This is a genomic window from Gloeocapsopsis crepidinum LEGE 06123 (assembly GCF_015207655.1).
Taxonomy (GTDB): Bacteria; Cyanobacteriota; Cyanobacteriia; order Cyanobacteriales; family Chroococcidiopsidaceae; genus Gloeocapsopsis; species Gloeocapsopsis crepidinum.
The window spans coordinates 18,530-37,885 of sequence record NZ_JADEWN010000022.1 but is presented as its reverse complement, the minus strand read 5'-3'; the positions used below and the strand labels follow the sequence as shown (position 1 = coordinate 37,885).

Annotated in this window: 20 protein-coding genes; 6 read left to right on the top strand and 14 right to left on the bottom strand. The window is 41.1% G+C overall.

Translation table 11 applies throughout. From position 1 onward, the window contains the following. The first annotated feature begins 145 nt into the window (after window positions 1–145). On the top strand, window positions 146–907 hold the full coding sequence (locus IQ230_RS10785) for a HEAT repeat domain-containing protein (RefSeq protein ID WP_193932001.1): 762 nt from the start codon (window positions 146–148) through the stop codon (window positions 905–907). A 54-nt stretch (window positions 908–961) separates the two neighbouring features. Here IQ230_RS10785 and IQ230_RS10780 read toward each other — a convergent pair whose 3' ends face one another. The 3 genes from IQ230_RS10780 to IQ230_RS10770 form a co-directional block, all read right to left on the bottom strand. After that, entirely contained in the window at window positions 962–1,411 is a 450-nt protein-coding gene (locus IQ230_RS10780) for a nitrate reductase associated protein (RefSeq protein ID WP_193932000.1), read from the bottom strand. Window positions 1,412–1,413: 2 nt separating this feature from the next. Then, window positions 1,414–1,881 (bottom strand): phosphate-starvation-inducible PsiE family protein, encoded by a 468-nt coding sequence (locus IQ230_RS10775; RefSeq protein WP_193931999.1) that lies wholly within the window; start codon window positions 1,879–1,881, stop codon window positions 1,414–1,416. 74 nt (window positions 1,882–1,955) lie between these two features. Then, window positions 1,956–3,284 carry a chloride channel protein gene (locus IQ230_RS10770; RefSeq protein WP_193931998.1) on the bottom strand — a complete coding sequence of 443 codons (1,329 nt, stop codon included), beginning with the start codon at window positions 3,282–3,284 and terminating at the stop codon, window positions 1,956–1,958. A 252-nt stretch (window positions 3,285–3,536) separates the two neighbouring features. Here IQ230_RS10770 and IQ230_RS10765 point away from each other — a divergent pair, with 252 nt between their 5' ends. Continuing rightward, the gene (locus IQ230_RS10765; protein ID WP_193931997.1) at window positions 3,537–4,106 is read left to right on the top strand and encodes a hypothetical protein; all 570 of its coding nucleotides are present in this window, start codon (window positions 3,537–3,539) and stop codon (window positions 4,104–4,106) included. 4 nt (window positions 4,107–4,110) lie between these two features. Here IQ230_RS10765 and IQ230_RS10760 read toward each other — a convergent pair whose 3' ends face one another. Then, a complete protein-coding gene (locus IQ230_RS10760) occupies window positions 4,111–4,629 on the bottom strand; it encodes a DUF29 family protein (protein WP_193931996.1) in 519 nt (172 codons plus the stop codon). 161 nt (window positions 4,630–4,790) lie between these two features. On the opposite strand from IQ230_RS10760, the gene IQ230_RS10755 reads away from it, so the two are divergent. After that, window positions 4,791–5,528 (top strand): ABC transporter ATP-binding protein, encoded by a 738-nt coding sequence (locus IQ230_RS10755; protein ID WP_193931995.1) that lies wholly within the window; start codon window positions 4,791–4,793, stop codon window positions 5,526–5,528. Here IQ230_RS10755 and IQ230_RS10750 read toward each other — a convergent pair. Beyond that, window positions 5,525–5,743: a hypothetical protein gene (locus tag IQ230_RS10750; protein ID WP_193931994.1), complete on the bottom strand. Its 219-nt coding sequence runs from the start codon at window positions 5,741–5,743 to the stop codon at window positions 5,525–5,527. The genes IQ230_RS10755 and IQ230_RS10750 overlap by 4 nt on opposite strands. A gap of 165 nt (window positions 5,744–5,908) precedes the next feature. Between IQ230_RS10750 and IQ230_RS10745 the strand changes: the two genes are divergently transcribed. Then, a complete protein-coding gene (locus IQ230_RS10745) occupies window positions 5,909–7,258 on the top strand; it encodes a deoxyguanosinetriphosphate triphosphohydrolase (protein WP_228054747.1) in 1,350 nt (449 codons plus the stop codon). A 71-nt stretch (window positions 7,259–7,329) separates the two neighbouring features. Here IQ230_RS10745 and IQ230_RS10740 read toward each other — a convergent pair whose 3' ends face one another. The 3 genes from IQ230_RS10740 to IQ230_RS10730 all read right to left on the bottom strand — a co-directional run bounded on the left by IQ230_RS10740 (window position 7,330) and on the right by IQ230_RS10730 (window position 9,763). After that, a complete protein-coding gene (locus IQ230_RS10740) occupies window positions 7,330–8,217 on the bottom strand; it encodes a tetratricopeptide repeat protein (RefSeq protein WP_193931993.1) in 888 nt (295 codons plus the stop codon). Between the two features lie 160 nt (window positions 8,218–8,377). Beyond that, window positions 8,378–9,574: a 1-deoxy-D-xylulose-5-phosphate reductoisomerase gene (gene dxr / locus IQ230_RS10735; RefSeq protein WP_193931992.1), complete on the bottom strand. Its 1,197-nt coding sequence runs from the start codon at window positions 9,572–9,574 to the stop codon at window positions 8,378–8,380. Window positions 9,575–9,580: 6 nt separating this feature from the next. Further along, the gene (locus IQ230_RS10730; RefSeq protein WP_193931991.1) at window positions 9,581–9,763 is read right to left on the bottom strand and encodes a hypothetical protein; all 183 of its coding nucleotides are present in this window, start codon (window positions 9,761–9,763) and stop codon (window positions 9,581–9,583) included. Window positions 9,764–10,016: 253 nt separating this feature from the next. Here IQ230_RS10730 and IQ230_RS10725 point away from each other — a divergent pair, with 253 nt between their 5' ends. Together IQ230_RS10725 and IQ230_RS10720 are read left to right on the top strand one after the other, a co-directional pair. Next, entirely contained in the window at window positions 10,017–10,250 is a 234-nt protein-coding gene (locus IQ230_RS10725; protein ID WP_099701707.1) for a Nif11-like leader peptide family natural product precursor, read from the top strand. Window positions 10,251–10,786: 536 nt separating this feature from the next. Then, window positions 10,787–12,931, top strand: coding sequence for a cytochrome-c peroxidase (locus tag IQ230_RS10720; protein WP_322742379.1), 2,145 nt, complete (start codon window positions 10,787–10,789; stop codon window positions 12,929–12,931). 70 nt (window positions 12,932–13,001) lie between these two features. On the opposite strand, the gene IQ230_RS10715 is transcribed toward IQ230_RS10720, so the two are convergent. The 6 genes from IQ230_RS10715 to acpS form a co-directional block, all read right to left on the bottom strand. Then, on the bottom strand, window positions 13,002–15,680 hold the full coding sequence (locus IQ230_RS10715) for a DEAD/DEAH box helicase (RefSeq protein WP_193931990.1): 2,679 nt from the start codon (window positions 15,678–15,680) through the stop codon (window positions 13,002–13,004). A gap of 81 nt (window positions 15,681–15,761) precedes the next feature. Then, window positions 15,762–16,571: a pyrroline-5-carboxylate reductase gene (proC, locus tag IQ230_RS10710; RefSeq protein WP_193931989.1), complete on the bottom strand. Its 810-nt coding sequence runs from the start codon at window positions 16,569–16,571 to the stop codon at window positions 15,762–15,764. 210 nt (window positions 16,572–16,781) lie between these two features. Further along, entirely contained in the window at window positions 16,782–17,375 is a 594-nt protein-coding gene (locus IQ230_RS10705) for a cell division protein SepF (RefSeq protein ID WP_193931988.1), read from the bottom strand. A 387-nt stretch (window positions 17,376–17,762) separates the two neighbouring features. Then, on the bottom strand, window positions 17,763–18,464 hold the full coding sequence (locus IQ230_RS10700) for a YggS family pyridoxal phosphate-dependent enzyme (RefSeq protein WP_193931987.1): 702 nt from the start codon (window positions 18,462–18,464) through the stop codon (window positions 17,763–17,765). Beyond that, the gene (gene pipX / locus IQ230_RS10695) at window positions 18,461–18,730 is read right to left on the bottom strand and encodes a transcriptional coactivator PipX (RefSeq protein ID WP_193931986.1); all 270 of its coding nucleotides are present in this window, start codon (window positions 18,728–18,730) and stop codon (window positions 18,461–18,463) included. The genes IQ230_RS10700 and pipX overlap by 4 nt, the downstream gene beginning before the upstream one ends. A 116-nt stretch (window positions 18,731–18,846) precedes the next feature. Then, window positions 18,847–19,236, bottom strand: a complete 390-nt coding sequence (gene acpS / locus IQ230_RS10690; RefSeq protein WP_193931985.1) for a holo-ACP synthase — start codon at window positions 19,234–19,236, stop codon at window positions 18,847–18,849. Between the last annotated feature and the right edge of the window lie 120 nt (window positions 19,237–19,356).

Genomic DNA, 19,356 nt, shown 5'->3' with positions numbered 1-19,356 from the left:
TATGCTTGGTGATTTCTAACAATTTACCAATTCGCTTTTTTATTACCCATCACCGCTTGCCATATTTAAAGAAGCACCTGCGCTTAACAACTATACACACCAAATACCCTGTTAGATTGGCAGTAGGATACGATACTGTATCAATATGTATGACGAAGATGACATAAACAGTGTACTCGACCAGGAGATTGAGCTAGATAGTCCTTTAGACCATCTAGGATCGCTTACTGCTGAATCTGAGACGCCAACGCCTGATCCAGAAGCAATGCTGGCGTTATTAGATCATCCGCAAACACAGCAACGGATGTTAGCTGCCCGTGCTTTTTCAGATATTGAAGATCGCCGCGCTATCCCGTATTTGATTTGCTTACTGCAAGATCCTTGTCCATTAGTGCGAGTCAGTGCAGCCTATGGTATTGGACGTAACCCCAGCCCTGATGCAGTTGAACCCTTGATTGCACAACTTAACCGCGATTGGAACGGTTATGTGCGTAAAGGTGTTGTTTGGGCTTTGGGAAATTGCCGCGATCGCCGTACTTTAGCACCTCTTGCAGATGCTTTACGAACTGATATTTCTGCAGTTCGGCTATGGGCAGCAAGTGCTTTAGCGCAAATGTCACAAGTTGGTTATGATGCTGTAGTTAGCGCAATGCCACCATTAATTGAGGCGCTGGTACAAGATCCGATAGCTGCTGTACGCAGTAATTGTGCGTGGGCGATCGGACAATTGTGCCGCGAATTGCCTTCTAATGTTGTCTATGCAACCGCAGTTGATGCTTTAATTCAAGCTTTTGCTGAAGACGAAGATTTAGGAGTGCGGGAAGACGCTAAAGCTTCTTTATTAGGAGTCGGCGATCCGCGTGGGCTACAACTGATTGAAACGCTAGAACAAGAGGGCTGGTTTTAAGAAGTTGTTAGTTGCTAGTGGCTAGTGAAGCAAACAGGGAAATCATTGTTGTGTTTAGACTAAGTGAAATTCTTGAAGCGCGGGAACAAAGTTTTTGTTTTCGTGACTAGGACGACTGAGTTTAATTAAAGCAAAGCGTTGTAATGGAGTTAATAATTGCCATTGTTGCAATGTAATTGTCGTACCGACTTCTTTAGCTTTTGCAAGTAAGTCTTGGGGAATTGCTGTGCTATTTAGCCACGCAGGGTGAGAATCTATTGGTAGTTCCCCTGCTGCATTACCTGTATGTTGTTGTACTAATTGCTGTAAAAATTCTCGATATGCAACCATTTCTTCTGGACTGCAAGGCTTTTCAACCAATGCTTGACGTTCGGTCGCACTAAATTGAGTCCAATGTGATAATTTTAATTTTACACCACAAGTATCTAATTTATAGCGTACTTGCATCGGAATACAACGCAAACTCTCAACAAAATCAGCCTCAAATTGAAAAAACTCATTCATAGTTAATGTGGTTGTCGGGGTTGGGCATTACGAATGATCCAATAACTAATTGATAAACCTAAAATAGCGATCGCAAGTCCAATTAAATCGATACCTCCTGTTTTTTGTAAGTCAAGAATGATAAACTTCCTTGCTACGGCGATTAATGAAGTTACAATGACTAACTCAACTTGAATAACGTGCTTGCGGAGATATGCTGTAATATTTTCTAAAAGTTCTAAGGCAATTAATATATTTAGGAATAAACCAAAAACCTCGAATAAAGTTCTTGTAAAAAAACCAATAGGTGCATTAAGAATATCTTGAATCAAAATAACAAAGAGATCGTAAACAGCAACAAGAATAACAACTACCATTAATATGGATAGCAACTTAGACACTAGTGTTTCTATGCCACTAATTACTTGCAAGAAGTTGCTGTCGCTCAATCCTACTGCGACGCGCCGTGATAACTTTCTTAACCAAGACATCTTTGAATAACAGATATAAAAGCATATGCACAGAGGATACTTGATTAAGAGTCCTAAAACAACACTGTACTAAATTACTCTACAGCAGTGATATCCCAATAACGCGATCGCTGCGTTTGAATCAATGCTAACTGTGTCGTTAACAGGAAACTCACAAAACTTGCAATCACAATTACGGGTAACATCGCAGTATCAGATAACACACTAAGAATCACGCTTGTACTAATTGGCGTTTTAGTCACTGCGACATTTACTGCAGCCATGAGACAAACCATACCAATCGTTGGGTGAATTTGAGGAAATGCTAAAGCGATCGCCAATCCAATTGCTGCACCAATATAAAACAAAGGAAAAATAAACCCGCCACGAAAACCAGAATGAAGAGTACAACTGATTGCTAACATTTTCGCAGCGGCGATCGCAAGTAACATTGCTACTCCAAAAGTTGCCCCTGTTTCAACAATTGTTTCTATTTCTTTTTCACCAAAAAACAGTGTTTGCGGTAAAAAATAAGCAATTATTCCAATTGACAAACCACCCAACGTAGCAAGGAGAATTCTGCGATGCGCAATAGACTCACTCAAATGGCCTATAACACGAAATAGCAAAACAAAGATCAAAGCAATAAATGCACCAATTGCGCCAAGTAATGCACCTTCAGCCAAATTTATTAACGAAAGTTGGGGAATCGCCGTGAAGTGATATATTCCACCAATTGTTAATCCAGTATTGAGGCGAAAGACACAAAAGCTCAAAATTGCCGAAAGTACTGCCGGAATCAGTGCTTCATAGTATTCTAAACCGCGACGATGGGGAATTTCTAACGCAAATAATGCTCCACCCAAAGGCGCACCAAAAAAAGCGCCTAATGCTGCACTCATTCCACAAAAAGTCATGACACGAATACTTCTAGCTGTTAGTTTAAGTTTTTGCCCTAGCCAACCGCCAAAGCTACCATTAACTTGAACCAACGGTGCTTCAGGACCTGCACTACCACCAAATGCGATGGAAAATAAAGAGGCAATAACCATCGCTGGCGTTTGACGAATTGTAATGTGTCCTGGATCGTGTACTTTATCAACAACAAATGCTACTTCACCAGGAAGCCCCATCAAGTACAAAGTCAAACCAACAAGTAAGCCACCAATAGTAGTCGCAATCCAAACATAATTTTTGCCTAAATCACTAGCAAAGTTTAATTTAATAAACTCAGGAATACCTTGCCAGACAACATCTATACTTGCTTCTAACATATAGTAATAGACTGTTGCCACTAATCCCCCAGCAATACCAATAATGGCTGCGAGTAAAATAAGTTGCTGATAACTGAGTTCATCATGACTACTACTCGCTGAATCAGAATGACCTGCGATTGCACTTTGACTAGAAGCAGATGATGACATGGAATGCCCTAAATATAAACCTTAATGACTGAACCTGTGCTCTGAGAAAAAAAGCTAGAGCATCGGCTGTAAAGTGACTTTTTATTAACCTATTGGGTATTCAGTAAGATTGTTGTAGACATTGTTACCAAAAGCGATGGCGATCGCCATTTCGACTAACAGCGAGAAGACAGCGAGTGTAACAAACTGTGGTATCTAGTATCTTGTTAGATAATATGTTTAGTAAAAACAAATTCTTGCGGTAATTTAATTGTGTCTGTGAATGCGCCTACTGAAATAGATGCTACCTTTCGGATCTCGCCAATCATTCGGATTACGCTATCGAGTTTGTACATTGCTTTGACAGTACCCTTACCTTTTTTATCACAAGTCACCGCTGCGCCTGTTCCACCAGTATTGCTGTGGATAGGAATCGGTATCGGGGCGATCGCACTGTATGCAGTGTTGTGTGAAAAAGTTATCGTCAGCGAACAACAAATTCAAGTTACCTATCCAAGTTGGGTTCCTAAGTTTTTTCGTAAAGGTTGGGTGCTACCTTGGTCAGAAGTCAAAGATCTAAAACCACGTACTACAGGTCAAGGTGGTTTAGTATACTATTTTTTAAGTAAAGAAGGCAAAGGTTACTTGTTACCAATGCGGGTAGCAGGTTTTGCTAGGTTGGTTGACCACGTGCAAGCAAAAACAGGAATTGATACAACTGATGTGAAACCTTTAGCACAGCCTTGGATGTATTTAATTTTACTTGGGTTTACAATACTACTGTTGTTGGTAGATGCTTGGACAATTACCACTGCGATCGCCCAAGGCACTTTAAAATCATAGTCTCTTATGATTTACCTTGCTTCCAATCTTGTCCCCCGATTAATTGAGTTAGTTCTTCATTAAGAATTGCAGGTAACTCTTTAATCGAGTAAGTATAAGTCAAATTTAGTAAGTTTTGAGCCGTTAATAAAATTGGGCTGCGATCAACCATTTTTACCAGTTGAAACGGGCTGTAAGCCCCATTGTGTACCTCTACACTCGCGTCACTAATCGCAATCTCTAGTGCTTCTTCTAGCTTTGGTTCCCATTCATCTTTCCTAACATAGTAGGAAGTGTTGTTATCTTGGAGGTTTAGCTTTTTAATTTCTATGATTGATCCTCGAATAGATGCAGCCCAAGAGTTAGTTAAACGCTGCTCAATTTGATTTTTAATTAAATGAATGAGCATCCTGATTAAAAACGATTCTATCGCCCGTAGAATGGCTTTTCTATTCATACCGTCTAATTCATCTACGAGTGCTAAAGCATCTGCGTAGCGTTGTTCAAGGATGCTGGCTTTTAAATCCGCTAGTTCTTGAAACATCAATTTCGTTTGAACACAGTCATACGTATGTCTTGATATGTTTTAATGCTATTATAGTGAGTCTTAATTGACACAGAACTACAAAATTTAGGGCGATTTGCTTAGTCTCATCCAGCATCACAATCAAATAACAGTGTCTACTTTTAAGGTATAAATAGCGAGTGCCAACACAGCTACAGTTACGACAAGTAAGTTTATCCGCTTCAATTGGTTCACAAGATTTACTGCAAGACATTTCTTTTGATGTTGCAAGGGGCGATCGCATTGCCATTGTCGGTCCATCTGGCGCTGGAAAAACGTCTTTGTTGCGACTGTTGAACCGTTTAAGCGAACCTTCTAGTGGTGTGATTCTTTTTGAAAATCAAGATTATCGCCAAATTCCCGTACTTCAGCTACGTCAAGAAATTGTGCTTGTACCGCAAGAGTCTAAGTTGTTGGGAATGACGGTACAAAATGCGATCGCCTATCCACTCGTTTTACGCAAATTACCAAAACAACAAATTCAACAACGTGTCTCTTACTGGATAGAAACACTACACATTCCTGTAGAGTGGCTAGACCGCAATGAGTTGCAACTTTCTGTAGGGCAACGACAATTAGTCGCGATCGCGCGGGCTTTGGTCATTCAACCGAAAATATTACTATTAGATGAACCAACATCTGCTTTAGATGCTGGCAGAACCTCACACTTAGTAGAAGTACTAACTGATTTAGCTACACAAACAACAATTTTGATGGTAAATCATCAACTAGAGATTGCAGAGTTATTTTGTACGCGAGTTCTGTATTTTCAACAAGGTAGATTAATTCAAGACGAACCTGCTTCTAGCATAAATTGGCACAAGCTAAGAGAAAGTTTAATTCAAGCCGAAGCCAAAGCAGTAGCAGAGTGGGGTTAGTTTTCCATTAACACATCTCTAATCATTTGGGGAAGTTGCACAATTTGCTGCCACAGTTGTTGTGGCTGAACGCCTAAACCTAGTTGTAAGATTAAAACAATTGCTGCAACTGTAAGAGCTGTACTAAGCGTTGTCTTAACTACTCTAATTAATGCAGTGAATACTAACCAAGCCACAATCAAAGCTGCAATGAAAACAATTAAATCTATTGGCACAAGCTTTGCCTCAAAAATTTTAGATCTTAGATGTTAAGCTCTCAATTTTATTTGACTGATTCTGTTTTATGTTTAGATAATTAGATTATGTATAAAAGCTAGCGATATAGCTACAGATGAATTCCACTAATTTATCATCATGACACAATCGCTTGGGTAATCCTTATGAACTCATCCATGCACTGGCAGAAACTATTATCCCATAGTCGATTGTCAGCAGGTTTGAATACTAGCGATCCTGGACGAACACCTTTTGAAAAAGACTTTGATAAAATTATCTTCTCTTCTTATTTTAGAAGATTAAAAGACAAAACACAAGTTTTTTCTCTGGTAGATAATGACTATATTCGTAGTCGATTAAGTCATAGTTTAGAAGCTTCGTGTGTAGGTAGAACCCTTGGTACACTTGTTGGTCAAGAAATAGTTAAACGACACTCGCATGAATTGCAAAATTATACTGCTAGGGATTTTGGTGATATTATCGCTGCGGCTTGTTTAGCTCACGATATTGGCAATCCTCCTTTTGGGCATGCAGGTGAAGATGCAATTCAGGAGTGGTTTAAATCTCCTAATGCTGCGGCAGTGCTATCATTATTAACTCCTGGGCAACAAGCAGACTTTAAACATTTTGAAGGCAATGCTCAAGGCTTTAGAATTCTGACAAAATTAGACAAACCACAGCACCGCCAAGGCTTACAATTTACTTGTGCAACTTTAGCAACATTTACAAAATATCCGCGAGAAGCTGGAATTAATAGTAACTCTTTTAATAAATACAATAGTAATTCTGATAATAAAAGTACTAAAAAACATGGTTTTTTTCAAGAGGAAAAAGACATTTTTACTCAAATTGCTGAAGAAGTAGGTTTAATCCGCCGCCAAGAGGATTTAGCTTGGTGGTGTAGACATCCATTAGTGTTTCTGGTCGAAGCAGCAGATGATATCTGTTACCATATTGTGGATTTAGAAGATGGCTTTTCGATGGGTTATATTGACTATGCAGAAGCCAAGATGTGGCTCAGTGAAATTTTAATAGGAGAAAAAATAGATCATTTAGACGATAAAAAAGAACATATTAAGTATTTACGAGCTAAAGCAATTCATAAATTAATTACAGAAGTCAAACAAGTTTTTCTTGATAATGAAGAGCAAATATTATCTGGGATTTTTGATAGTCCATTCACTTCACAGATAGACTCAGGTTCTAAATTAAAGGAAATCATAGATCTCACGCGCAAAAATGTGTATGAAGCCTGCGAAGTTGTTGAAGTAAAAGTTGCAGGATATGAAGTGCTTGGTGGTTTATTAGAAGAGTTTGTTAATGCTGTTACTAATAATAGTTTATCGAAAAGCTATTTAACTAAAAAACTCTTGCCTAATTTTAAGAATGCTGACGAAGATCTTTATCGAAAGATTTTACAAGTAACAGATTATATTTCTGGAATGACAGATTCTTATGCCGTTTCTCTATTCAAGAAAATTAAAGGAATTTCTTTACCACGTGGTGGGAGATAGCTATTACTGTCTTATCCAAATTTAAAAACATAGTTACAACAAACTGCAGTGCTTCTTCTTAGTTTCTCTGCTTATTCTTGTAGTTCTCTAATACGTTCTTGAGCATCTTGATAGTATTCTGGCTTTTGTTGTTCTTGGTATAGCTTAGCGGCTTGCTGAAAATCTTGTAGTGCTTGCTGATTATTGCCTATAGCACTGTAAGAAAGCGCCCGATTGTAATAGGCTTCAGCATAGTTAGAGTTAAGTTGTAAAGCTTGATTGAAATCTACGATCGCCATTTGGTGATCTGCCATATTGTAATAGGCAATGCCCCGATTGAAATGGGCATCGGCATCTTGAGGATTCAACTGCAATACTCTATTATAGTCTACGATCGCACCTTGATTGTCACCGCGACGCCGCCGCACATTACCTCGATTGTAGTAGATTCCAGGTCGCTCAGGCTCAAGCTCAATTGCCTGGTTAAAATCAGTCATGGCACCGAGTTCGTCTCCCATTGCAAAACGCAGAATACCGCGACTGTTGTAGGCTGAAGCAAACTTGGGATTCAGTTCAATTGCGCGATCGTAGTCTGCGATCGCGGCTTTGTTGTTTCCTAGTCTGTCGTAAGCAAGACCACGATTGTAGTATGTAGTAGCATTGTCTGGAGCAAGTTTGATTGCTTGATTGTAATCGGCGATCGCACCTTGACGATCTCCCAAGTCATCGCGGGCATTACCACGGTTTTCATAAGCAGCTGCGTTGTTAGGATCGAGACGAATCACTTCTGTGAAACTGGCGATCGCGCCTTTAAAATCGCCTTGATTGTATTTAGTTACACCTTCATCGTATTGTTCTTGAAGGTTACTTGCAGGACTTGCAGGAGTAGCTTGTGGTGTTTGAGCATTGACAATAGCAGGCGTACTCCCAAGAATATGAACAATGCCTAAGATAGTAACAGTAGTTAAAATACGGTTCATAGCTTTACATGATTATTGGACTAGACGCTGAGTTTTTGTGTCAATTTACACTTTTAACTTGTTCAACTAATCCCAGTAATAACTTACCAATCTGGTAACTTGGTATGTAAGTATTACGTAGCTAGACGCCGAATTGTTTCCACAACACTTTAAAACTTAACTATTTGAGTTGACTATATATCTTACTGTTATCTAACTCCTCACAAGCGTTAATAACTTCTTGTCTTGCCCAGTAATCAGCATTCACAATATCTTCTAGGGATGGATTTGTTCGATGATCAGATACATGGCGATCGCATACCCGTTCAATACACCGAGGAATATCTAAAAAGCGAATCTTCTCTTCTAAAAACAACGCCACAGCTTGTTCATTTGCTGCATTGAGAACCGCAGGCATTGAACCACCTGCTTTACCCGCTGCATAGGCAAGTTGCATACAAGGATACTTTTTGTGATCGGGTGCTCTAAAGGTTAAATCGCCAGCTTTCACTAGATCCAACTGTTTCCAGTTTGTATAAATGCGTTCAGGATACGATAAAGCATACAACAATGGTAAGCGCATATCAGCCCAACCCAACTGTGCTAACACAGAAGTATCTTGCAGTTCAATCAGTGAGTGAATGATACTTTGAGGATGGATGACAATCTCGATGCGATCGTAGTCAAGAGCAAAAAGATAATGCGCCTCGATGACTTCTAGTCCTTTATTCATCAACGTAGCTGAATCTATCGTAATTTTTTTACCCATTGACCAATTGGGATGTTTCAAGGCGTCTGCAACTTGGACGTCTACTAACTTTTCTACAGGTAAATCGCGAAAAGCACCGCCAGAAGCTGTCAGTAAAATGCGGCGTAAACCTCCATTTGGCACACCTTGGAGGCATTGAAAAATGGCAGAATGTTCTGAATCTGCTGGTAGTAACTTCACATTGTATTTTTCAATCAAAGGAAGAACAACAGGCGCACCAGCAATCAACGTTTCTTTATTAGCTAAAGCGATATTTTTACCCGCTTCAATCGCTGCAATTGTTGGTAGTAAACCAGCACAACCAACAATACCCGTAACAACCGTTTCGGCATTGCCATAACGCGCAACTTCCACCACTCCAGCTTCACCAGCCAGTAAAATAGGTTGTGGATCGAGATCTGCGATCGCATCTTTGAGTTCAGATAATTTATCTTCAACGCAAATCGCGGCGATACTTGGTTGAAACTGTCGAATTTGAGCAGCAAGCATTTCTACATTGCGCCCAGCTGCTAAACCCACAATCTGAAATTGATCGGGGTACTGAGCCACAATATCGAGGGTTTGCGTACCGATAGAGCCGGTAGAGCCAAGAAGAGTAATCGCTTTCACAACAATTTAAGAATCAGCAGTAACTCCAATATAAGATTCTAAGGGGACAAGATGATGTAAACACAACGCGATGATACTCAAATCGTAAGCTGTAACAGCATTGTGAACAAACAATAAATTGGGTTTGCGTGGCGATCGCCGAATTTTTTCGTTCTGCTTATTTGAATCAGTTCTGTCGGTATTAAACACCTACATCAAGTTTGCTGTTGATATTGCATGATTCAGGGCGCAGAGATGTTGCGATTGCGATCGCGCTTACTATCGATTCTCCTTACCATTAAATAAATTATTTGCAAGTTACCTAGATTACAGTTTATTTAATTTCTGTCAAGATTTCTGTAATTTTGCACGTAAAGAGATCTATACTTAGAAGTAGCTGCAGCAGCGCCAACATGACATTAGCGTGCGGTTGGACGAAATCACATAAAGGAGATTTATTCTCATGGCACAAGAAACCGCTGCCCGATTTTTTAAAGCTGTACAACAAGATCACGCTTTACAAGAGAAACTCAAAGCAACATCAGATCCCGAAGCCTTTATCAAGATTGCAGCACAACGAGGCTATAATTTCAGTCTGCAAGACTTAGATCAAGCAATCAGCAAGTTGTCTCCAGAAGAAGTTGCCGCAGTTATTAACCCAGGCGTTTCCCCTCGACGACATATAGTTCCAAGATAAGCCTACGTGAGAAATTGAGCTGTGAGGTTTCGAGTGCGTCGATCCTAAATTGTGCAAATTTTAAGATTAGAAGCTACATCTGCAAATTACAAATTAAAATGTGTTGCTAATCCCATCCGTAATAGGAGTGGGATTTTATTTTTGCTCTTTCATAGTCAGAAGCACTGCTCTTCTTAGATATAGTGCTTCTAAATGATTCTTGAATTTAATAATGTGCTAGCTAATGGCAATGAAGAATGAGCAATCCCAAGGAAATGTTGATAACTCCAATAAAACATACTATAAACATTCTTGCTTCATTGTATTAACTTAATGCAATCTACATAATTGAATTTTGCTTTACTAAATCTTCAAAATAACTGTATTTAATGCAAGTTGTATAAGTTTTGTATGAGTTATGTATGGGTTTTATGTAGAAGAGATATTTCTCAGTGAAAATGACTAGAATTATTTTTGTGATTTATGTTCTTTGAATATAAAGGAAATCAAAAGAATTGCAACAAACAAGGTTTTGTAAATAATTTAGGGCAGAGAGTGTGAATCGAAAATTAAGTATTTTTTCTCACAAAGGCAATAGAGAAGGACGCCATAGTTCTCAGTTGCTGATACGATTAGCAGGCTCAAAAACATTTAAAAATCAGTTTTCAGTAAGAAAAGTATTTAGTTATGTTGCAGTAGCATTAATGGTTGCGATCGCAGTACTCGCAGGACACACAGTATCTGCACAATTGGTTCCTGACGGACCTTCGCAGCCGTTAACATCACTCAAAACTGTACCAATTCCTGAACCAGCAAACTTAGGAGAATTCGTCAGCGATCGCGCCGCAGCTATCCGCTTAGGCAAAGCGTTGTTCTGGGATATGCAAATTGGCAGTGATGGGATTCAATCGTGTGCAAGTTGCCACTTTCATGCTGGAACTGATACCAGAGCAAAAAATCAAATAAGTCCAGGATTACTACGTGTTAATGCTGATGGTAGTCCCAATCCCGATCAAACTTTTAGTGTAGGGGATAGACCTAACTACACACTCAAACCTGGAGACTTCCCCTTTCACAAGCTTGCCGATCCTAACAATCGTTCTTCTGCGGTGCTGACAGACAGTAATGATGTTGCTGGTTCGCAAGGTGTACCGCTCACTAAGTTCAAGAGTACATCTCCTGGTAGTGCAGAGGATAACGTTACAGTACAACCCGACACCGTATTTCATGTCAATGGTACCAACGTTCGACAGGTCACTGAACGCAACACACCTAGCACAGTTAACGCAGTATTCAACTTCCGTAACTTTTGGGATGGTAGAGCACAAGATGAATTCAATGGTGTCAACCCATTCGGTTCGCGAGATCCCAATGCGCGAGTCATCAAGGCATCTAGACCAGCAGCACTACCGCAAGAAGTCAAAATCAGTCTAAACAATGCCTCATTAGCTTCACAAGCAGTGGGACCACCGCTAAGTTCGGTTGAAGAATCTGCAACGAGTCGGATCTTCCCTGATATTGGTAACAAACTTGGTAAAGTCAAGCGTCGGCTACTTCCTAGAGAGACAGGTAAGAAGCTACGTAGGTTGCGACCACTCGGCAAGCAGCTTGTTGCGACTGATGATAGCGTGCTGGGTGGTTTAAGTCGAGGAAGATTGCCAGGATTGAAGACAAACTACACAGCAATGATTAAAGCAGCGTTTAAGCCTGAATGGTGGAGATCGGCTTATCTCATCAATGTTGATCCCAATACTGGAAACCGTAGTTTTGTGCGTAGAAAAGCTAACCAAATCGCAGATGCAGATGGAATTGTCGATCCTAGTCAATTACCAAATCAGCAATATACACTCCTAGACTATAACTTCTCGCTGTTCATGGGACTGGCAATTCAAATGTACGAGTCTACGCTCGTCTCTAATAATGCACCAATTGACCGATACCTTGAAGGCAACACAGGTGCATTAACAACTGCCCAAGTACGTGGTAAAGAGCTATTTGAAGGTAGAGCTAAATGTATTAACTGTCATGGCGGTGCAGAATTTACCAATGCATCTGTGAGAAACGTGCGCAAAGAACGACTCGAACTCATGGAAATGGGTAATGGACAACCTGCGGTTTATGACAATGGTTTTTACAATATTGGCGTACGACCAACGCAAGAAGACTTAGGAGTAGGAGGAAAAGACCCCTTCGGCAATCCACTGTCAGAAACACGGTTGGCACAGCAAGGGAAATTTAACTCACTATTGGGCGAAAATCCTAATATCACAGTTGATGCAAGCGATCGCGTAGCAGTAGATGGTGCTTTCAAAACTCCAGGACTACGCAACATCGAACTCACCGCGCCTTACTTCCATAACGGCGGGCAATTAACCCTACGTCAAGTGATCGACTTTTATAATCGCGGTGGTGATTTCCACGAGCAGAATATCAATAACTTAGATCCAGATATCGAAAATCTGAACTTAAGCGAACAAGATAAAAATGACTTAGTGGAATTTCTCAAAGCCCTAACTGATGAACGCGTGCGTTCTGATAAAGCGCCCTTCGATCACCCACAACTGTTTGTTCCTAACGGACATCCAGGAGACACCACATCTGTGACTAATGACGGAACAGGTCAAGCTACAGATGGTACACTGTTGGAACTTCCCGCAGTAGGTCGTAATGGCGGTCGTGTAAGAGCGAATTTCTTATCTTGAACTAAAGCTATTAGCTGTTAGCAATTAGCAATTAGCAATTAATGCTAATTGCTTTTTTGTTGTGTAATTACTACTCCACAATTTCATTAACTGGGAAGCGATCTAATAGTTGCATTGCCCGATATGCATTGCGCTGTAACGCTTCTGATAAATAAGGAATGTGAGGTATCTGCGAAAGTAAATCTAAGGTTCGACGCAACAACCGCACGACATCGCCCTCATCCAAACTTGTATTCGCACAAAGTTCTAACCACTCTACTCCCAATGCCCACTGCTCAACTAATGCTACCAAATCATATTCCAACCAAATTGGAAATGCTACATTGTAACGGCGTTGCAATTGAAACAACTGACGGCGAGTAGAACGCAATCCGGCAAGTGCTTCTTCAACTTCAGAAGATAAAATATAGCGTACCCAACTATCTGGGCGAGTATTTTCGGTAACAAGTGCTGCTGCTGCTGCTGCAAGATGATGCGGATCGAGTTGATCGAATTCACCACTGACTAAAGCAAGTCCTAACCATAATTCATTATCACCGCGAATTGCTGCTGCGACTTGCCCTAAATGTGTTGGTACTAACTCATTCAAACAACCAAACCGCTGCAAAATTTCAATCAAATGTAAAAATTCTTCCCAGTGGTGCTGAGATAATTGACCTAACTCTTCTTGCCGTTCAGCAATTTCTGCTTGCAACTGCAAACTCTTGTTTCGACGCTTAAGAATGGTGGCTGGGCTATCAGATTTGTGCAGAGGATGGGCTTGTAGTTGAGCTTCTAAAGCAGCAACTTTTGCTTGCTGTGCCAAAACTTCGGGGGCAATATTGAGTTCTGTTGTATCAGGAATTTGCCGCGCGATCGCCGCAGTTTCTTGATTCCCCCGACGAGATTGACCTGGCTTTAACGGCATTTCGACTGGTGGTAGCAGATCGCTAGCGATTTCCAATCGCGGTAACTCTGCATATAAATCCACGACATCGCCAGTCATCACAACATACCAGCGGTTATCCTGTCCCAAACAAATTAAATATGGTGCTTGACCCGAACCTGGGGTTTTAGCAACTAATACAGCCGGAATTGGTGTTGCAGTTGGTACGTGTTTTCCGCGAAGACTCAATAATGTTCCTGACACTGCAAAGCTTAAAGTTAAACCTAATTGTTCTATGCGGGCTTCCTGGGCTTGCTCGTAGAGTGTTTTTAAAAGTTGACGTTCTACTTTAATACGTTGGCGTAATTTCTCGTACTTGGCAAGCTGTTCCATATCTATGGACTGCAACTGTGCTTCAATTTGAGCGACTTGCCCTTGCAGATGTGCTAAAGATTCGTAGTGAGGTTGCAAATAGAGCGTTGCTAAATACTGCCCAAAGCTGCGTTCTACAAGTTCTTTTGCTTCTTCTAAAGTATGAGTTTGCAATAAGTTCAACACCATACCGTAGCTTGGCGTAAACTGGCTCACAAGTGGATCTGGTTGCGCTGTAGCAAGATAGGCAGCTTCTTTCGCACCTTCAAACGGCGTTTGTAATGTAACGACATGCCCAATTTTATCCATCCCGCGACGTCCAGCACGTCCTGCCATTTGCAGAAATTCGGAAGGATTAAGCAGTCGGTGTCCGCGATCTGTGCGTTTGGAAAGCGTAGAAATAACAGTTGTTCGTGCAGGCATATTAATTCCTGCTGCTAGCGTTTCGGTTGCAAAAACAACTTTAATCAGTCCCTGTTGAAACAATTCTTCGACTAGCCCTTTCCAAGTTGGTAATATCCCAGCATGATGTGCTGCAATCCCACGATAAAGAGGTTCAATTTGTCCAGCGCGTCCAGCTTCGGGATTCCGTGCTAAAAACTCATCAATTTGTTGCTGTAGTTGTGCGGCTTCTGCTGAGTTGACAAGCGATAAATTTCCAATATTTGCGACAGCTTGGTCACATCCCCGACGGCTGAAGATAAAATAAATTGCTGGTAGCATATCCTTCGCTGCTAGTCGCGAAATGGTAAATTCTAAACTAGGGGCTTCAAGACGCGCTCCATTTCGGCGCCCACCTTTTGCATGAGCATTGCTACTTCCTGGCTTAGGCTTCAAACGTGGGTTGATTTTAGATTTGTTGTTATCAAGTAGTGGAAATAATCCTTTAGGATTGCAAAAGTAAAATTCTAAAGGAACTGGGCGAAATTCTGAGTAAATGAGTTCAGTAGGACCGTGAACTTGATTAATCCAATCTGTTAGCTGTTGGCTATTGGCAATTGTTGCTGACAGTGCGACTAATTGGACTTCCAAGGGGCAATAAATAATTGATTCTTCCCAAACAGTACCCCGCTGGCGATCGTTCATGTAATGACATTCGTCAAGCACAACGGCTTCAACATCGACTAAAGAGGTTCCGACTTCACCTATAGGTGTTCCGTAAAGCATATTACGGAAAATTTCGGTCGTCATCACTAAAATCGGTGCGTCGCGGTTGATTGAGGCATCTCCTGTGAGTAGCCCTACCATGTCAGCACCAAGGCGATCGCGAAAGTCACGCAGTTTTTGATTAGAAAGTGCCTTGAGAGGAGTCGTATAAAAAACTCGTTTACCTCGGCTTAATGCCCGATAAATCGCGTATTCTCCAATTAATGTTTTTCCTGAACCTGTCGGCGCACACACCACAACTGAGCGACCAGCATTTAATGCTCGAATTGCCGCCAACTGAAACTCATCGAGTTCAAACGGAAATATCTCTTTTAAATTTAGTTCAGAAAACAGTTGCAAATTCACTCAATTGAGGTTAACGAATTGAAGACAAGCGGCTTGATTACTTTAAATTATAGACTTTAAAATGATTTCATAATTTTTTGTCTAATCTCTGGTTCCTAACTCCTGCGATCGCACTGCTGCGGCTTTGACTGCGGCAATTAATCCAGCGCGAAATCCGGCGCGTTCTAACTCAGCGACTCCAGCGATCGTTGTTCCACCTGGACTTGTTACCCGATCTTTCAGTTCGGCAGGATGCATTTGAGTTTCTTGCAACAATTGGACTGTACCGCGCACAGTTTGGAGAGCGAGTTGAGTAGCGATCGCTCTCGGTAAACCTGCTGCTACTCCACCATCAGATAGTGCTTCTACTAATAATGCAACATAGGCAGGTCCCGATCCTGACAATCCTGTCACCGCATCCATTAATGTTTCGGGAACTTCTACGACTTCTCCCACCGCAGTAAATAGCTGCTGCGCAATTTGCTTGTCGCGATCGCCTGCTTGCGCACCCAAAGAAATGGCCGTCATGCCAACACCAACTGTTGCTGGAGTATTGGGCATAGCTCTAATGACTGGAACTTGAGGAAAAACCTTTTCTAATTGTGATAGAGACACTCCTGCTAAGATAGAAATAACAAGTGGTGTAGATTTTGCTAGTGGAGATGCCAACTCAGCCGCTACTGTTGTAAATACTTGCGGTTTGATTGCTAAGAGCAGTACAGAGACTTGAGTGACAATTTGGTTGTTATCTGTAACTGAAACTCCGTATTGGTGTGCTAGATAATTGCGTCGTTCCGGTGATTTCTCGCCAACGATAATCTCTGTTGGTTGATATATTTTCTGAGAAACCAAGCGGGATAATAGCGCTTCTCCCATTACCCCGCCGCCAATAATCCCAAACTTAACAGACAATTGAACAATCCTTGTATCTAGAACAGTTTACCGCTACGCGGAGTTCTGGATGATGAATTTTGAGTTTTGAATTGTAATTAAGAGTTAATAACTCCCTATTATGTCTGAAGCCCCTGAATTAGAGCTTAAGACTTATGAATTACAAAATTTGAGTTAAAGACAAAATTCAAAACTCAAAACTTAGAACTCAAAACTTTTGAAGCATATGCCCTAACTAGACTGTGCAATTCGCGTAGAATCTGCTGACCAGGCTTGACTATGAACTGTTGTGCGTTCTGTCCGTACCTGAGTTTGAGGAACTTCTTGCACGACTCCTGACTGAGTTGTTACTTGTACGCAAATAGGAGTGAACAGAAAAATACTATCGCCAACACGTTCTTGATGACCATCAATTGCGTAAGTTCCACCAGCAACAAAATCAACAGCACGTTGAGCAAGATCGGGGTCCATCATTGTCAGGTTGAGCACAACAGATTTACGCTCACGCAAAGCTTGAATTGCCTGCGGCATTTCTTCAAACGAGCGCGGTTCCATCACAACAACTTCATACATCCGATTCCCAGCGCCAGGCATTCCGATCACGTTATTCATCGAAGCTGCTCCTACTTCGGAATTAGGTTCTAAGGTAATTCTTTCGCGTACGCGCCGCCGTTGACGTAAATCTTCTTCTATGGGTTGTGAAGGTTCAGACTGATAAGTATGGCGGTAGCCATCTTCTTCGACAACATATTCAACATCGTCGTCATCTGCATATGGATCGTTCAAACCAACAAACTCTTTGATTGTCTTGATAAATTTGCTCACTGTTGCACTCTCCCTGTCTATTCACACATATTTAGTTAACTGGGAAAACATATTTTAATCAAGTAGGAATGCGATCGCATGATAGGCTATGCTATTTCATACTTTTTTTCTCAAGCCATACTCCAAATGAGGTTTGATTCAGGGGCTTTTCTGCTGGCGGTTTTCCTTGAAAATACAAAGTAACCTCAATTGAGAAAAGCGCTTTGACAACATTGGAGACCTTCAAGTTTGACAAGCTTTAAACCGATAGGTATCAAAAACTCAACTTGTAGCCTTCAATATCAAAATTACACAATGCTCTGGTTCATACTATCTTTTTTCTCTGTACTTCAACCGAGATATTACTGAATTTTTCGGAGTTTTCAGTTAGAAATGAATGTTGTATCCTTACCAGTTGCTTTCTGATGCTGTCGCCTGTGGCGGTGTTGGTCTTTCACCGAACAGAATACGGCCTAGTCTCACCATTGTGGCGCCAGCTTGCACTGCTAGGGAATAGTCGTTAGACATTCCCATAGACAACTGCTGCATTTGCAGGTTAGACCAATGTTGCTCTTGAATGTTACTCGCAAGATTGCGAGTTTGGTTGAAAAAATTAAGAATTTCTACATCATTCAATCCCAGCGGTGGAATTGTCATCAAACCTTGAATATCTAAGCGATCGCATTGGTTAAGTGCTGGCAGATCGTTAAGGAGTTCTGGTACAGTCCAGCCTGTTTTATTTGGATCGCTTTGCAATTTCACCTGAAGGCAAATTTTTGGCTTGCATGACGCCTGTGTTGCCAGTTGATTTAAACGTTGTGCCAACTTCAAGCTATCAACAGAATGAATCCACTCAAACAGTTCTAAAGCTTTTTTAGCTTTGTTTGTTTGTAACCGCCCAATCATGTGCCAGGTGATATCTGTTAAGTCATGTAACTGTGCTTGCTTACTTGCAGCTTCTTGAACGCGGCTTTCACCAAAATCTCGCACTCCAGCAGCATAGGCTTCACGCATCGCTGCAACAGAAACTTGTTTAGTGACAGCAATCAAACGGACTGTATCTGGCAGTTCTTTGCGGATTTGAGCGATCCGTTCAGCAATCGAACTCATTGGAAGGTACGTTGCAAAATTGTTTGTAGCTGTTCGTACTCTTGTGTTTGTCCAGTACGACGGAGCATGCGTAAGCGATTTTCTAACAATAACCGTGCTTCAGAGCGACCAATTGGCTCAAACTTCATGCCTGATGTAGAAGTGGAAACTAGAAAAAAAAGCCTCTGTGCATAAAGAGTAGTAAACAGTTCCTGGTGTTCCTCAACAAAACAGACTCTGTACAGTAGACCGAAATTTGGATGATTTATGTAATGTTCTGTGTTCATTCCCTCTTAACATTGAAGAAGACTTAGCTGTGTTGAGACTACCAGATTAACAACGCCGATAATATCTTGTTTTGGGATAGGCTATTCTAGCTATCAGCTGCAAATTGAGTTGAAGCTCAACAAAACAAAATTGCTGTAGCGATCGCATAGTCGCGATCGTGACTTAAACTCAATTGCCAAGATAAATCTTTGTTCCAAGTTGCAACTAATGCTGCAGCTCTCCCGTGTAAGTATACTGCAGGTGCTCCACTTGTTTGACGCTGAATTTCAATTTCAGTGTAACTAATACCCTGCCATCCTGTTGCAAGTACTTTTGCTACAGCTTCTTTCGCTGCCCAACGCCCAGCAAGTCGATGAATTGAAAGGCGACTATCTGAGTCTAGAGCATATCCACAATCGTATTGTTCAATTGGCGTATATACGCGGTGTAAAAAGCGATCGCCAAAGCGCTCAACCGCTGCTTGAATGCGTGGAATATAAACAATATCGGTTCCCAATCGAATCATTATATTAGGGTTCAGGAGTTTTCCAAAGCAGAGGAAATAGAGAGTTACTCGTAAAGAGTGTTGAGTTATGAGTTAAGAAAATTCAAAACTCAAAATTACTCACTAGCCAAAGCGCCACTA

What these genes read in the sequence shown, in the direction of transcription:
- IQ230_RS10785 (WP_193932001.1), top strand. Translation starts at nt 146, where the DNA reads ATGTATGACGAAGATGACATAAACAGTGTACTCGACCAGGAGATTGAG.
- IQ230_RS10780 (WP_193932000.1), bottom strand. Translation starts at nt 1,411, where the DNA reads ATGAATGAGTTTTTTCAATTTGAGGCTGATTTTGTTGAGAGTTTGCGT.
- IQ230_RS10775 (WP_193931999.1), bottom strand. Translation starts at nt 1,881, where the DNA reads ATGTCTTGGTTAAGAAAGTTATCACGGCGCGTCGCAGTAGGATTGAGC.
- IQ230_RS10770 (WP_193931998.1), bottom strand. Translation starts at nt 3,284, where the DNA reads ATGTCATCATCTGCTTCTAGTCAAAGTGCAATCGCAGGTCATTCTGAT.
- IQ230_RS10760 (WP_193931996.1), bottom strand. Translation starts at nt 4,629, where the DNA reads ATGTTTCAAGAACTAGCGGATTTAAAAGCCAGCATCCTTGAACAACGC.
- IQ230_RS10745 (WP_228054747.1), top strand. Translation starts at nt 5,909, where the DNA reads ATGAACTCATCCATGCACTGGCAGAAACTATTATCCCATAGTCGATTG.
- IQ230_RS10740 (WP_193931993.1), bottom strand. Translation starts at nt 8,217, where the DNA reads ATGAACCGTATTTTAACTACTGTTACTATCTTAGGCATTGTTCATATT.
- IQ230_RS10725 (WP_099701707.1), top strand. Translation starts at nt 10,017, where the DNA reads ATGGCACAAGAAACCGCTGCCCGATTTTTTAAAGCTGTACAACAAGAT.
- IQ230_RS10700 (WP_193931987.1), bottom strand. Translation starts at nt 18,464, where the DNA reads ATGAGTTCGATTGCTGAACGGATCGCTCAAATCCGCAAAGAACTGCCA.
- pipX (WP_193931986.1), bottom strand. Translation starts at nt 18,730, where the DNA reads ATGAACACAGAACATTACATAAATCATCCAAATTTCGGTCTACTGTAC.
- acpS (WP_193931985.1), bottom strand. Translation starts at nt 19,236, where the DNA reads ATGATTCGATTGGGAACCGATATTGTTTATATTCCACGCATTCAAGCA.